The sequence below is a fragment of the Pseudomonas sp. Irchel 3H3 genome (assembly GCF_900187635.1).
GTDB lineage: Bacteria > Pseudomonadota > Gammaproteobacteria > Pseudomonadales > Pseudomonadaceae > Aquipseudomonas.
Genome location: NZ_FYEC01000024.1, coordinates 1 through 13,987 on the forward strand (window position 1 = coordinate 1; position 13,987 = coordinate 13,987).

General features: G+C 61.5%; 11 protein-coding genes and 1 pseudogene. 6 read left to right on the top strand and 6 right to left on the bottom strand.

Annotated features, from left to right (window positions below; genetic code table 11):
- The 6 genes and pseudogenes from CKW24_RS28720 to CKW24_RS21480 form a co-directional block, all read right to left on the bottom strand.
- Positions 1-103, bottom strand: a pseudogene (locus CKW24_RS28720) (helix-turn-helix domain-containing protein); the annotation flags it as partial.
- 359 nt (positions 104-462) lie between these two features.
- Entirely contained in the window at positions 463-1,821 is a 1,359-nt protein-coding gene (accC, locus tag CKW24_RS21460; protein ID WP_095170173.1) for an acetyl-CoA carboxylase biotin carboxylase subunit, read from the bottom strand.
- 17 nt (positions 1,822-1,838) lie between these two features.
- Positions 1,839-2,300: an acetyl-CoA carboxylase biotin carboxyl carrier protein gene (accB, locus tag CKW24_RS21465; RefSeq protein WP_095170174.1), complete on the bottom strand. Its 462-nt coding sequence runs from the start codon at positions 2,298-2,300 to the stop codon at positions 1,839-1,841.
- Positions 2,301-2,348: 48 nt separating this feature from the next.
- Positions 2,349-2,801 carry a type II 3-dehydroquinate dehydratase gene (gene aroQ, locus CKW24_RS21470; protein WP_095170175.1) on the bottom strand — a complete coding sequence of 151 codons (453 nt, stop codon included), beginning with the start codon at positions 2,799-2,801 and terminating at the stop codon, positions 2,349-2,351.
- A gap of 206 nt (positions 2,802-3,007) precedes the next feature.
- Entirely contained in the window at positions 3,008-3,556 is a 549-nt protein-coding gene (locus CKW24_RS28725; RefSeq protein ID WP_371917604.1) for a methyl-accepting chemotaxis protein, read from the bottom strand.
- 1,465 nt (positions 3,557-5,021) lie between these two features.
- Positions 5,022-6,692, bottom strand: a complete 1,671-nt coding sequence (locus tag CKW24_RS21480; RefSeq protein WP_095170177.1) for a PleD family two-component system response regulator — start codon at positions 6,690-6,692, stop codon at positions 5,022-5,024.
- A gap of 285 nt (positions 6,693-6,977) precedes the next feature.
- Between CKW24_RS21480 and CKW24_RS21485 the strand changes: the two genes are divergently transcribed.
- The 6 genes from CKW24_RS21485 to CKW24_RS21510 all read left to right on the top strand — a co-directional run bounded on the left by CKW24_RS21485 (position 6,978) and on the right by CKW24_RS21510 (position 13,970).
- Positions 6,978-8,045 carry a DUF2333 family protein gene (locus tag CKW24_RS21485; RefSeq protein ID WP_095170178.1) on the top strand — a complete coding sequence of 356 codons (1,068 nt, stop codon included), beginning with the start codon at positions 6,978-6,980 and terminating at the stop codon, positions 8,043-8,045.
- Positions 8,046-8,048: 3 nt separating this feature from the next.
- On the top strand, positions 8,049-8,606 hold the full coding sequence (locus CKW24_RS21490) for an NUDIX hydrolase (RefSeq protein ID WP_095170179.1): 558 nt from the start codon (positions 8,049-8,051) through the stop codon (positions 8,604-8,606).
- Positions 8,607-8,899: 293 nt separating this feature from the next.
- Positions 8,900-9,271, top strand: coding sequence for a translation initiation factor Sui1 (locus CKW24_RS21495; protein ID WP_095170180.1), 372 nt, complete (start codon positions 8,900-8,902; stop codon positions 9,269-9,271).
- Positions 9,272-9,493: 222 nt separating this feature from the next.
- Positions 9,494-11,407, top strand: a complete 1,914-nt coding sequence (gene speA, locus CKW24_RS21500) for an arginine decarboxylase (RefSeq protein ID WP_095170181.1) — start codon at positions 9,494-9,496, stop codon at positions 11,405-11,407.
- Positions 11,408-11,640: 233 nt separating this feature from the next.
- On the top strand, positions 11,641-13,188 hold the full coding sequence (locus CKW24_RS21505; protein WP_095170182.1) for a type VI secretion system Vgr family protein: 1,548 nt from the start codon (positions 11,641-11,643) through the stop codon (positions 13,186-13,188).
- Positions 13,185-13,970 (top strand): DUF4123 domain-containing protein, encoded by a 786-nt coding sequence (locus tag CKW24_RS21510; protein ID WP_095170183.1) that lies wholly within the window; start codon positions 13,185-13,187, stop codon positions 13,968-13,970. The genes CKW24_RS21505 and CKW24_RS21510 overlap by 4 nt, the downstream gene beginning before the upstream one ends.
- The last annotated feature ends 17 nt before the right edge of the window (positions 13,971-13,987 follow it).

Genomic DNA, 13,987 nt, shown 5'->3' on the forward strand with positions numbered 1-13,987 from the left:
TCTCGTAGTCACTGCACAGCTTGCTGAAGGTGTGTTTGTCCGCCAGATAGGCAGCGATGAACATCACTTTTCGATCCATAGGTTTCAGCTCTCTCCAGGGCATGGTCAGATCCTCGCGAAATCGACCCTGCTAGTTAAAAACTGTTACCTATGTGCGTGAACTGATTTGTAACCCATGAGGGTGAGTCATACCGGTAAAAGCGTTTTGCTTACTTTTGCGCTGTTCAAAAGTGAGCCGCCGTCAGGCGGAACCATAGGAGGCCGTTACCGCAAAAATGGATATGCACTCGGTCTAATCCAACACCCCGGTCGGCCCACAGGTGCAACGTCGCACCACAGTTGTGTAGATACCTATGCTCATCGCGGGCAAGCGGAGCGCCGCCCGGCCCGCTCCCACAAGGTGGATGGTGCAGAAACAACAAAGCCGCCCAAAGGCGGCTTTGTCAGGTGCAGCTTCGAAGCTTAGTGCTTCTCGCCCGCCAGCTTGTGCTCGAGGTAGTGAATGTTCACGCCCCCTTTGCAGAAGCCTTCATCGCGGACCAGGTCGCGGTGCAGCGGGATGTTGGTCTTGATCCCGTCAACCACGATTTCGTCCAGCGCATTGCGCATGCGCGCCATGGCTTCGTCACGGGTTGCCCCGTAAGTGATCAGCTTGCCAATCAGCGAGTCGTAGTTCGGCGGAACGGCATAACCACTGTACAGGTGCGAATCGACGCGAACGCCGTTGCCGCCTGGCGCGTGGAAATGCTTGACCGTGCCCGGGCTCGGCATGAAGGTTTTCGGGTCTTCAGCGTTGATCCGGCACTCCAGCGCGTGACCGCGGATGACCACGTCATCCTGGGTGAACGACAGCTTGTTGCCAGCGGCGATGCTCAGCATCTCCTTGACGATGTCGATACCGGTGACCATTTCCGAAACCGGATGCTCAACCTGAACGCGGGTGTTCATTTCGATGAAATAGAACGCGCCATTCTCGTACAGGAACTCGAAGGTGCCGGCGCCACGGTAGCCGATGTCGATGCACGCCTTGACGCAGCGGGCGAAGACTTCCTGGCGAGCCTTCTCGTCGATGCCCGGTGCCGGCGCTTCTTCGAGAACTTTCTGGTGGCGACGTTGCAGCGAGCAATCGCGGTCACCCAGGTGGATGGCGTGGCCCTGGCCATCGGAAAGCACCTGGACTTCCACGTGACGTGGGTTGGTCAGGAATTTTTCCAGATAGACCATCGGGTTACCGAACGCCGCGCCTGCTTCGGAGCGGGTCAGTTGTGCCGAGGAGATCAGGTCTTCTTCTTTATGCACCACGCGCATGCCGCGACCACCGCCGCCGCCAGCGGCCTTGATGATCACCGGGTAGCCCACTTCGCGACCGATGCGCAGAGCGGTTTCTTCGTCTTCGGGCAGCGGGCCGTCGGAGCCTGGAACGGTGGGTACGCCGGCAGCGATCATGGCGTGCTTGGCCGAAACCTTGTCGCCCATCAGGCGGATGGTTTCAGCTTTCGGGCCGATGAAGGCAAAACCGGAGTTCTCCACCTGTTCGGCGAAGTCGGCGTTTTCCGCGAGGAACCCGTAGCCTGGGTGAATGGCGGTAGCGCCGGTCACTTCGGCTGCGGCGATGATTGCCGGGATGTGCAGGTAAGAGTGCGCGGCCGATGCCGGACCGATGCAAACGGATTCGTCTGCCAGGCCCAGGTGCATCAGCTCCTTGTCGGCCTTGGAGTAAACGGCGACGGTCTTGATACCCATCTCTTTGCAGGCGCGCAGGATCCGCAGGGCAATTTCACCGCGGTTGGCGATCAGGACTTTTTCCAACTTCGCAGTCATCAAAGGCACTCCGCGGTTCAAACGATGGTGAACAGCGGTTGGTCGTACTCAACCGGCTGGCCGTCTTCAACGAGGATGGATTCGATCACACCGCTGGTTTCAGCTTCGATGTGGTTCATCATCTTCATGGCTTCGACGATGCACAGGGTGTCGCCTTTCTTCACGCTTTGGCCTACTTCAACGAAGGACGGCGAAGTCGGCGAAGACTTGCGATAGAAGGTACCTACCATTGGCGAGCGGGCCACGGTGCCGTTGAGCACGGGTGCGGCCGGAGCGGCAGGTGCAGCGGCAGCAGCAGGCGCTGCAGCAACCGGGGCGGCAACAGGTGCAGCCATTGGCGCCGGAGCGTAGTACTGCTGGGCTGGAGTCTTGCTGTGGCGGCTGATACGTACGGACTCTTCGCCTTCCTTGATCTCGAGCTCGTCGATGCCGGACTCTTCCAGCAGTTCGATCAGTTTCTTAACTTTACGGATATCCATGAATCATCAACTCCCAAGGGTCGGTCAGGGGCGTTTAACGCTTGTTGTTCAAGCCGTTGCCGGTCTTTCAAGCTGTTCCAGGGCGGCCTCCAGGGCCAGTCGATAACCGCTGGCGCCAAGGCCGCAGATCACTCCCACCGCTACGTCGGAGAAGTAAGAGTGATGGCGGAAAGGTTCGCGTTTGTGCACGTTAGACAAATGCACTTCGATGAATGGGATGCTCACCGCCAGCAGCGCGTCACGTAATGCGACACTTGTATGCGTAAAAGCTGCTGGATTGATCAGGATGAAGTCCACGCCCTCGACACGAGCTGCGTGAATACGATCGATCAATTCATACTCGGCGTTGCTTTGCAGGTAGAGCAAATGATGGCCGGCGTTACGTGCCCGCTGTTCCAGGTCCTGATTGATCTGGGCCAGGGTGATAGCCCCGTAGACGCCCGGTTCGCGGGTGCCGAGCAGGTTCAGGTTGGGGCCGTGCAGCACCAGTAGGGTCGCCATCTGCTGTTCCTTGTGATCTATGCGTAGTTATCAGAACCCGGCGACTATGCCGCAAAGCAAATGTGACTGTCCAGTTCTCTGCAATAGCCAGCACGATTACCGATGATTGCGCGAAGTATATGACCAACTGATTAAATCTGGTCATTCAAGTTGGCTGCACGTTCGGCGAAGTCCCGGCGACAGGCGAAGCGCCTGCAACAGGTCGCTCAAACACGAAAGGCCTGCACTGCCGTATGCAGTTGCCCGCCCAGCACCAACAGGTTCTCGCCCTGGCTGCGCCCTTGGCCAATGCGCAGCAGATTGTCCCCGCCCAGTTGATGAATGCGTTCGCTGTGATCACGGATTTCGCTGACCGCGCCACTTTGCTGGGCCGTGACATCGGCGATGCGCACGGCGGTGTCGGCGATGGTCTGGATCGCATCGACGATTTTATCCAGGGCGCCGTCAGCCGCCTGCGCCTGGCTGGCGGTGGCCTCGGCGTGCTCGACCTGGGCGCGCATGCCGTCCACCGACAAGCGCGCCGCCTGTTGCAAGCCGGCAATCAGGGTCTGGATTTCGGCGGTGGCGCCGGCGGTGCGTTGGGCCAGGGAGCGAACTTCCTCGGCGACCACTGCAAAACCACGGCCCATTTCCCCGGCGCGGGCGGCTTCGATGGCGGCGTTCAGGGCCAGCAGGTTGGTCTGGTCGGCAATCGAGCGAATTACTGTCAGCACGCCGCCGATGGTCGCTGACTCCTCGGCCAGGTGCTCGATCATCTGGGCATTGCCCTGGACCTCGTCGACCAGCGCGTGTAGCCCGGTCAGGCTCATGCCGATCACCTGCTGCCCGTGGGCGACTGCCAGGCCCGCATGGCGACTGGCGTCGGCCGCCTGGCTGGCATCGCCGGCCACTTGCACGATAGTGGCTTCCAGCTCGCCCAGGGAGTCGCGGATCAGCGCGGTGTCGCCAGCCTGATGCTCGGCACCGCTGTGCAGTTCGTTGCTCAGTTCGGCCAGCACACGGCTGCTGCCGGCGACTTGTTCGGCGTTGCGCCGGATGGTGCCCACCAGATCCACCAGGTAGGCGCGCAGGCGATTGAGCGATTCCTCGATGTCGTGCAGTTCACGGTTGGTCGCCCCCAAGTGGATGTCGGCGCTGAAATCCCCTTCGGCCCAGGTCGACAAGGCCGGTGCCAGGTTGCTCAGGACTCGTGCCAGGCGTCTTTGCAGAGTGTCGATCAGCAGGGCGATCAACAGAATCAGGCCGATCATCGCGCCCTGGATCAAGCGCACTTCGCCTTGAATCTGCCCATGCTGAGCGCGCACCGCGGGCTCCAGCCCGGCGATGGCCTGCTGCACTGCGTCGATTTTCAGGTGGGTGGCGGCGCTCAGTTCGCTGCGTTGGCGGATCTGTTCGCGGGTTCGGGCCAGTTCAGCCGGGTAGCGGGCGAGCAGGCTGGCCAATTCGCGCTTGTAGCCGGTGCCGGCATCTTCGGCGACCGTTTGTTCGTTGCCTTGCAGGCCCATCATCGAGGCGAAGTCGTCGCTGTTCGACGCCTGGCTGCTCGCCACGCCGAGCAATGGCAAGGCGTCGATCAGGCCGGCCTGGCTGCGGATGTTGGTCACTTCACGCTCGACATCGACCGCCAACTCACTGCGGCCACTGCTCACCAATTTGTCCCGGGCCAGGGACAGCTTGCTCAGGTGTTGGGCCGCCGCCAGCAACGCCGGCAAGTAAGCGGCGGATTCCGGGCCGGGGCTGGCGGTGGCGTACTGGCCGAGTTGCTCCAGGCTGGCCCCCAGTTCGCGTTCCGCTTGCAGCAGCAGCGCTTGTGGATCGCCAGCCAGCTTGCCCGCCGCTAGCAGTTCGGTGCTGCTGAACACCTCGAGGCTGGCCAGGCTTGGGCGCAGGCTTTGCGCCAGCTCGGGGGGCATTTCATCCAGGCCTTGTTGCAGCGTGGTAATCGCCTGGGTGGCGCTGCTCAGGCGCAAGGCGTCGCCGCTTTGCAGGTAGTCTTCGATCTTGCGTGCCACTTGGTTCTGGAACTGCTGGGAGAGTCCCAGGTAACGCTCCATCAACAGATAAGGACGTTCCAGGGCTTTTTGCGACCACCACAAAGTGGTGCCGAGTGCGAGGCACACCGCCACTAACAGCAGGGTATTGAGATTGGTCAGCCACTTCAGGCGCATCAGGTTTCTACCGACGACAGAATGGTAAGCGCCCGAAGTTATTGCGTTCGTATTACAGCGTTATGACCAAATCGGTGGTTTCCGTGGAAAAAGTGGCACTTTGCCTTGATTGCTGCGCAGCCTGCACCCGATTGCGACCTGCCGCCTTGGCGCGATACAGGGCTTCGTCTGCCTGGCTGGCCATCATCAGGCTGTCGCTGTCTTCACTCAGGTCGACCACGCCGGCGCTAAAGGTGCACCACAGGTCTTGCGGTTGGGCTGGGTAGTGAATCTCGGCAAAGCGTCGACGGATCTGCTCGAGTACTTTGTAGGCCGATTCGATATCGGTGTCGGGCATGACGATGGCGAACTCTTCGCCGCCATAACGACCAATGAAGTCGGTCTTGCGCAGGCGTTGCTTGAGAAACAGCGCCAGGCTCTTGATCACCCGGTCGCCCATGGGGTGGCCGTGGCTGTCGTTGACCCGCTTGAAGTGGTCGATGTCGAGCATGGCAAAACTCAAGGGCTTGTTCTCGCGGCGGGCGCGGAAGCTGCAGTCTTCGAGCAGTTGCAGGATATGGGTGTGGTTATACAGGCCAGTCAGGCTGTCGCGGACCATGCGCGCCTTGAGGTTGCGGGCCCGGGCCGCGCGATTGCGCACGGTGGTGATCAGGTGGCGCGGCTTGATCGGCTTGGTCAGGAAGTCGTCGCCCCCTTCGCTCATGGCGTCCAGTTGCTTGTCCAGGTCATCCTCGGCCGACAGGTAGATGATCGGCACGCTGACATAACGGTCGTTGTGTCGGATCACCTTGGCCAGTTCGGTACCGGTGCAGGCCGGCATGTACATGTCGAGAATGATCAGGTCGGGCTGGAAGTCCGCCAACTCGGCCATGGCCTGGATCGGCTCGATCAAGGTGCGGGTAATGATCCCGGCACTGTTGAGCAGGCGCTCGGTGTACATGGCCTGGGCGCGGGAGTCGTCGATGATCAGCACTTTGTAGGGTTCGTACTGGGCGATGCAGGTCAGCACTTCGATCTTTTCCAGCAGGCTCGAGGCCTCGAGGGTGCCGGTGAGGAACTCCTGGCCGCCGGCCCGGACCGCGGCCAGGCGCGTCGGCGTGTCGGTTTCCAGCAGGCTGAAAAACAGCAGCGGCAGCTTGTGCTCCAGGCCTTCCTGGGCTTGGGCCGCCAGTTGCAGGCCCAAGCCCGGGCCCTCGAAATCGACGTCCATGACAATCGCACTCGGTAGGCGCTCGACCATCGCCGCGCGAAACGCCGCCACGCTATCCAGGGACTGGGCACTCAGGCCAAAAAACTCCAGCTGCTTGGCCAGGCGTTCGGCACGGTCGTGATCCTGCAGCAGCACATACACCGGCTTGCGCAAGGGTGGCAGATAGGTTTGCTCAAGCTGGTCGCCCTGGCGCAGGCCGGTGCGCGACAAGCGTTGCATCAAGCGGTTGAGGTCGCTGATCAGGCCACTGCTCAAGCGTCCACGATTGGCGTCGACGGCCTGCAGGGACTGGTTGATGCCGTGGGCCAACTGGGTATGTTCGGGCTGTTCGAAGCGCTCGGCGAAACGTAGCAGGCGCAGGTTGGCTTCGCTGAGCTCCGCCAGGTCGGTTGTCGACCACTCACTGCCTTGCAGGCGCTGCCAAATCTCAAGAATCTGACGTGCCTGATGAATTACCCGCTGGGCAAAGTGCTGCTTGAGGCGCTCACGGCTGGGGTCTTCTGGCTCGGTCATATCCTGACTACTAGTGAGGGTGCATGCTGAGGTCGAGTGGTGGCTCTATGCTAGCACCACTTTCCAGTTGCATGAGTGTCGCTAGTCAATATTGTGCAAAGCGACTCCATTCAGTTTATGACCGACCGGTCTCGTAGGCTCGTGGCTCTGCTTCATCTATAGTGCTCGCTCGACCGCCACACATGCGGCGCCGTGCCAGGGCAGGATTAATCCGCTGCTGGCGAGGCACGATGGAGTAGGGTTGTGGTCGAACCGATGAACTCAAGTGATTGAAAGGATATCGCCATGCTGGACTGGAAGAACCGTGCAGGCAGCGCGCCCGAGCGCGCCGCCGAACCCAAGTCGGACACCCGCAGCTATCTGGGTGGCCTGCTGTTCAGCCGTGCGCTGGCTACGCTGATCGGTCTGTATCTGCTGGTGACCATCGGCCTGGGCTGGTACTGGAGCGAGGAGCCTGCGCTGTTCCCGGTCCAGCAGAACGCCCAGATCGCCGCCGAGAAAGACGGCAAGCAGATGGTCGTCGGCTACACCACGGTGGAAACCCTGAAGTCGGTGGCCGGTACCTTGCTGAACAAGCCAGGCGGCTACATTTCCAACGACCGGTTCCCGCCGGGCCTGTGGATGGACAACATGCCGAGCTGGGAATACGGAGTGCTGGTACAGGTCCGCGACCTGACCCGGGCCCTGCGCAAAGACTTTGCCCGCTCGCAATCGCAGTCGGCTGAAGACGCCGACCTGGCCAAGGCCGAGCCGCGCTTCAACTTCGACAACAAGAGCTGGGTGCTGCCTTCCAGTGAGTCGGAATACCAGGAAGGCATCAACTCCCTGACCCGCTATCAGGCGCGCCTGTCGGACCCTTCGCAAAAGAACGCGCTGTTCTATGCCCGCGCCGACAACCTGAACAACTGGCTGGGCGATGTCGGCACCCGCCTGGGTTCGCTGTCGCAACGCCTGTCGGCCAGTGTCGGCCGGGTCAAGCTGAACACCTCGCTGAAAACCGAAGTCGTGGCCCCAGGCCAGGTGCCGCAGGTCGACGAGGAAGTGGTGGAAACCCCGTGGATGCAGATCGACAACGTGTTCTATGAGGCGCGCGGCCAGGCGTGGGCCCTGTCGCACTTGCTGCGGGCGATCGAAGTCGACTTTGCCGATGTCCTGGCCAAGAAGAACGCCACCGTCAGCGTGCGCCAGATCATTCGTGAGCTGGAAGCCTCGCAGGAGCCAGTCTGGAGCCCGATGATCCTCAACGGCAGCGGTTTTGGTCCATTGGCCAACCACTCGCTGGTCATGGCCAACTACATTTCGCGGGCCAACGCAGCGGTGATCGACCTGCGTCAGCTGCTCAACCAGGGCTGAGTCATGGTTGATCAAGCCCGGGAGGCCGCGCACCGTGCGGCCTCGGATGCCGAGCAGATCGCCTGGGTCGACGAGCAGGACCACCTGCTCGGCTCACTGGTGCGCTCAGAGTTGCGCGAGCGCGGGCTGATCGGGCGCGGCACCTACATTATGCTGTTCAACTCCAGCGGTGAGTTGTGCGTGCATCAGCGCACCTTCAGCAAGGCGCTCTATCCCGGATTCTGGGATGTGGCGGCCGGCGGCATGGTCGGTGCCGATGAAAGCTACGCCGAGTCGGCGGCCCGGGAGCTTGCGGAGGAATTGGGGGTGAGCGGGGTGGAACTGACCGCCCACGACCATTTTTTCTTCGAGGACACCGACAGCCGCCTGTGGTGTGCGGCGTTTTCGGCGGTCTGGGACGGGCCCTTGATACTGCAGCCGGAAGAGGTGCTGCAGGCGCGTTTTATCCCCCTTGCCCAGGTCATGCAGGAAATCAGCGATAAGCCTTACTGCCCGGACTCTTTGGCGGCCTTGAAACGCTATCTGCGGGCGCGCGGCATCGACGTCGCAAAAGATGCATAAATTGGCGCCGATTGGCTCTTAGCAAGTGAGCTTTTTGTCGTTACACTGCGCGACCTTTTGTAGGAGCGAGTGCCCGCTTGCGAGTGCCCGCTTGCGGCCTGCTCGCGAAAAATGCATGGACGACACGTGCTGCCTGATGCCGCGCGTTATCGTTGACGTCCATCGCGAGCAAGCTCGCTCCTACAGGGTTGTACCGTTCCAGTAGCGCTGCCCCTGCCTGAGTGGGGCTTCGCGGTCGATAGCCCGTGCCAACGTGGCTGCGACCAGTCTTTGTCCTCCCAAGAGGATTGCCGGTGGCCAAAAAAGCCGCATCCTTCGCCGCCCTTGGTGGCCTGGTATTTTCCACCGACGCAGGTCGACATTGCCCGGACTGTAGTCAGCCCGTGGCAGCCTGTATCTGCCAACAAACCGTTATCCCGGCCGGTGATGGCATCGCGCGCGTGCGCCGCGAAAGCAAGGGCCGTGGCGGCAAGACGGTGACCACCATCAGCGGCGTACCGCTGGCCGAAGACGCGCTCAAGGACCTGGCCACGACGTTGAAGAAACGCTGTGGTACCGGCGGCGCGTTGAAGGACGGGGTCATCGAAATCCAGGGCGATCATGTCGAGCTACTCTTGGCAGAGCTGATCAAGCACGGTTTCAAAGCGAAGAAATCCGGCGGCTAGCAGCCTCTGTGAAGACCACTCCGACTTGACGCAGGCCTGATCCCGATCAGCGTCGGCAGCGTCTCCATGGTTTTCACAGAGCCTGTTCTGACCGGTTTCTAAACTCAGGGCTGCATTCGAGGTCTATCCCCTCGTTGCAGGCTAATCGTCATTTTCATTCTTTAAGCTGCGCCAGCCCTCAACCCGGGTGGCGCTCTTTGACTTCATTTATAGGGGACTTCGATGTCCGTACGACGCACACGCAAAGACGATGGCAGCCAATGGACAGTTGCGGACAGCCGCAGTGTTTACGGGATTCGCCATTGGGGGGCCGGGTATTTCGCGATCAATGACGCCGGTCGCGTCGAAGTTCGTCCGAACGGTCCGAACAGCTCGCCTATCGACCTGTTCGAGCAAGTCGACCAGTTGCGCAAAAGTGGCCTGTCCTTGCCGTTGCTGGTCCGTTTTCCGGACATTCTGCAAGACCGCGTGCGTCAGTTGACCGGCGCCTTCGATGCGAACATCGAGCGCCTGGAATACCAGAGCAAATACACCGCCCTGTACCCGATCAAGGTTAACCAGCAAGAAGCGGTGATCGAGAACATCATCGCTACCCAGGATGTGTCCATCGGCCTTGAAGCCGGTTCCAAGCCTGAGCTGCTGGCCGTGCTGGCCCTGGCGCCGAAGGGCGGCACCATCGTCTGCAACGGTTACAAGGACCGTGAGTTCATCCGCCTGGCGCTGATGGGCCAGAAGCTTGGCCACAATGTATTCATCGTGATCGAGAAAGAATCCGAAGTCGGCCTGGTGATCGAAGAAGCCGCCTCGCTCAAGGTCAAGCCACAGGTCGGCCTGCGGGTGCGCCTGTCGTCCCTGGCTTCGTCCAAGTGGGCGGACACCGGTGGTGAGAAATCCAAGTTCGGCCTGTCGGCGGCGCAACTGCTGTCGGTGGTCGAGCGCTTCCGCGCCGCTGGCCTGGACCAGGGCATCCGCCTGCTGCACTTCCACATGGGTTCGCAGATCGCCAACCTGGCGGACTACCAGCACGGTTTCAAGGAAGCAATCCGTTACTACGGCGAGTTGCGCAACCTCGGCCTGCCGGTCGACCACATCGACGTCGGCGGCGGCCTGGGTGTGGACTACGACGGTACGCATTCGCGTAACGCCAGTTCGATCAACTACGACATGGACGATTACGCCGGTGTCGTGGTCGGGATGCTCAAGGAATTCTGCGACGCGCAGAGCCTGCCACACCCGAACATCTTCTCCGAAAGCGGCCGTTCCCTGACCGCCCACCACGCCATGCTGGTGGTGCAGGTGACCGACGTCGAGAAACACAACGACGACGTACCGCAGATCGAGAACAAGGAAGCACTGCCGGAAACCGTGCAATGGCTGGTGGACCTGCTGGGTCCGACCGACATCGAGATGGTCACCGAAACCTACTGGCGCGCCACCCACTACATGAGCGACGTGGCGGCCCAGTACGCCGATGGCAAGCTGACCCTGGCCGAGAAAGCCCTGGCCGAGCAATGCTACTTCGCCGTCTGCCGTCGCCTGCACAACTCGTTGAAGGCCCGTCAGCGCTCGCACCGCCAGGTGCTCGACGAACTCAACGACAAGCTGGCCGACAAGTACATCTGCAACTTCTCGGTATTCCAGAGCCTGCCAGACACCTGGGCCATCGGCCAGGTCCTGCCGATCCTGCCGCTGCACCGTCTCGACGAAGAGCCGCTGCGCCGCGCCGTGCTGCAAGACCTGACCTGCGACTCCGACGGCAAGATCAAGCAGTACGTCGACGAGCAGAGCATCGAGACCAGCCTGCCGGTGCATGCCCTCAAGGACGGTGAAGACTACCTGCTGGGGATCTTCCTGGTGGGTGCCTACCAGGAAATCCTCGGCGATATGCACAACCTGTTTGGTGACACCGACTCGGTGAACATCTACCAGAATGCCGACGGCAGTGTTTATCACGCTGGGATCGAGACCCACGACACCATCGAGGACATGCTGCGCTACGTGCACTTGTCGCCGGAAGAGCTGATGACTCACTACCGCGACAAAGTCGCCAGTGCGCGGATCACCGCTGCCGAGCGTACCCAGTTCCTCGACGCACTGCGCCTGGGCCTGACTCGTTCTTCGTACCTGTCTTCCTGAGGTAACGAACCGCTGAAACCAGGCTGTCTGAAAATGTTCCGCGTCTTACGGAAAATTCGGATGGTCTGGTAAGGCGATTCCTAGTTTTTTCAGCGATTTTTAATGGTGTAGCACTATCAACGATGGTGCTTCCTCATTTCATGTAGTCCATTTCCCAAGTTGTATTTCGGCACTCTACTCGGCCATGTCTCTCAGCGAGAATCCCCGGCCGCCCCTCCTGTAGAGAAAAGCCGATGTTCGATTCCCTTTACGAGCCGTCATTTCGTCTGGAGATAGCGGGTCAACCCCAGCCCCTGGTCGTGGTCGCGTTAAGCGGCAGCGAAGCCATCAGCCAACCCTATGCATTCTTGCTGGACCTGCACCTGGACGAGCGCCAGTTGGACCTGTCCAGCCTGATGTTTCGCGCGGCCTATCTGTGTTTCGGCACGGCGGTCAGCGGCACTCATGGACAGATCCAGGGCCTGGTGCCGCTTCACGATGAAGCACAACCTGGCCTCTGGCGTGTGACCCTGGGCCCGCGACTGGCCTGTCTGGCACGTCGCTTCACCCAGCGTGTATTCAGCGGATTGTCGGTGCCGCAGATCCTCGCCCAGGTGTTGAGTGAGCACGGCATTGACGGGCAGGCTTGCCGATTCGAATTGCGCGGTGAGTATCCGGCACTGGAGTTCTGCACTCAGTACCGTGAATCCGACCTGGCGTTTGTCCAGCGCCTGTGTGGCCAGCAGTCGATTGACTACCACTTCCGGCACCGCCGAGCAGGCCATTGCCTGGTGTTTAGCGATTGCGGGCAGCACCACTGCGTGGCCGAGACGCTGAGCTTCGGGGTTGAAGGTGCCGCCGGTGTCAGGCGATTTGCAGTGCATGCGCAAGCGGACGGCATCCATGTGCAGGCAGCAACCGAGCGGCCCACAGTGCGCGCGGGGCGGCTTTTATCCTGCTCCGGACACGCCAGCACCGAGGGCACTGGCCAGTGGTTGATCACCCGGGTCGAACATTGCGCGAGCCAGCACGACGTGCCGCACTATCACAATCGACTGCGGGCCATTCCGTGGGGCGTGCCGTACGTGCCAGCCGAATCGCCGGCGAAACCGCGCATGAGCAGCCTGCAACTCGGCTGGGTGGTGAACGTGGACGGCCAACACCGTGATGCGCAGCAGCGGATCGCGGTGCAACTGGAGTGGTTGTACCAGGGCGAGGGCGGTCGCCCTAGTCATTGCTGGTTGCCGGTGGCTGCGCATTTATCTGTCCAGGCGATAAATGGACTCAGGGCAGGTGCGGAGGTGTACGTCAGCTATACCGAGGGTGATCCGGATCAGCCCTTGATCTGTGGCGTGCTCGTCACGCCACTGCAGACCGGGGATAACCTGGCTGCTACCGGCTCGCCTGCGGCACGCTTGCAACTGCAGATCAGTGCGGCAGCATTCATGGGGAGCGAGCAACAGCTGCAAGTGTCGCCCGGGCCGGCACAGGCCGTTGGCCCCAGCGTTGAACGGCAGTTCAAGGTCGGTTGCAGCGAAGTGAGTTTCGACGGTGAAACCTTGCGCCTGTCCAGCCCGAACATTCATCTCAAGGCCATGGAACCGCCCACGGTCGAGACCCCGAGTGCAACCATGGAGGAAGTGCCCGCGATCGCGGCCCAGGACTTGCTGACCCTGCTGCGCACCAGTCAGCCGCTGGTGTTGCTGTGCCTGCTGCCCGGTGGTGGCAGCTACAGCCATTGCCGCCAGTTCATCTGCGTGTGTCGCACGGCGACAGGTGATGGCCTGAGTGGTGCAGCATGAGCCTGACTCGCACAGCGCAATGGCTGTTGCTCGACATACCCGCCGCACCGCAGGCCTGCAGCCGGTTGCAGCACGGCTTTGCCGGCGCGGTGCGGCACGCGTTGTTTGCCAACACCGACCTGCATGGGTTGCGCGAGCAGGGGCCGCAGGTGATCGAATTGGCGAGCCACGCGAGGCTGGCCGATTGTGTCCATGATCAGCCGGAAGACTGGCCTGGGCTCCTGTTGCAGACCTCGGTGTCGGCAGGTCCGTTGCTCGAGCACTTGCGGCGCATGCTCACGGTGACCTTCGGCCTGCATCACAAGGGCCTGTTGAGCTACTACAACCCCTGGACCGCCAGCTACTTCTTCGATGCCCGCGACGCCAGTGAGTTAAGCCGCTGGTTGGGGCCGATCGACCGGTTGTACTGGTACGGCGGCACCTGGGCGGATCGGGCCATGGGCAGCCTGGGTTGGCAGCAGATGGTCAATCCGCGCCGGGCTGTAAGTGAGCTGGCGATCGAAGACAACCTCAGCCAGCACCAGCAGGATAAGTTGCAGACGTGTTTGCTGGAGCGCCATGCCTGGTCGTGGTGCCGGGCCACTGGACATGATTATGGGGTGATCTGGTGCTGCCTCGAGGAAGGCTTGGAACAGGGCTTCACCGAGCACGCGGTGCTGGACGGCTGGTTGCGCCTGCGCCTGCAATACCCATCCGCCACATTGCAGGTGGTTCTGCCGGGAGGCACTCAGCAGGAGCGCCTGGACAGCCTGCGTCAGCACTGGCGCAACGATCCGACTTGAAGCCGGCGTCTGCGCCA

What these genes read in the sequence shown, in the direction of transcription:
- CKW24_RS21510 (WP_095170183.1), top strand. Translation starts at nt 13,185, where the DNA reads ATGAGCCTGACTCGCACAGCGCAATGGCTGTTGCTCGACATACCCGCC.
- CKW24_RS21480 (WP_095170177.1), bottom strand. Translation starts at nt 6,692, where the DNA reads ATGACCGAGCCAGAAGACCCCAGCCGTGAGCGCCTCAAGCAGCACTTT.
- accB (WP_095170174.1), bottom strand. Translation starts at nt 2,300, where the DNA reads ATGGATATCCGTAAAGTTAAGAAACTGATCGAACTGCTGGAAGAGTCC.
- speA (WP_095170181.1), top strand. Translation starts at nt 9,494, where the DNA reads ATGTCCGTACGACGCACACGCAAAGACGATGGCAGCCAATGGACAGTT.
- CKW24_RS21505 (WP_095170182.1), top strand. Translation starts at nt 11,641, where the DNA reads ATGTTCGATTCCCTTTACGAGCCGTCATTTCGTCTGGAGATAGCGGGT.
- accC (WP_095170173.1), bottom strand. Translation starts at nt 1,821, where the DNA reads ATGACTGCGAAGTTGGAAAAAGTCCTGATCGCCAACCGCGGTGAAATT.
- CKW24_RS28725 (WP_371917604.1), bottom strand. Translation starts at nt 3,556, where the DNA reads ATGATCGAGCACCTGGCCGAGGAGTCAGCGACCATCGGCGGCGTGCTG.
- aroQ (WP_095170175.1), bottom strand. Translation starts at nt 2,801, where the DNA reads ATGGCGACCCTACTGGTGCTGCACGGCCCCAACCTGAACCTGCTCGGC.
- CKW24_RS21490 (WP_095170179.1), top strand. Translation starts at nt 8,049, where the DNA reads ATGGTTGATCAAGCCCGGGAGGCCGCGCACCGTGCGGCCTCGGATGCC.
- CKW24_RS21485 (WP_095170178.1), top strand. Translation starts at nt 6,978, where the DNA reads ATGCTGGACTGGAAGAACCGTGCAGGCAGCGCGCCCGAGCGCGCCGCC.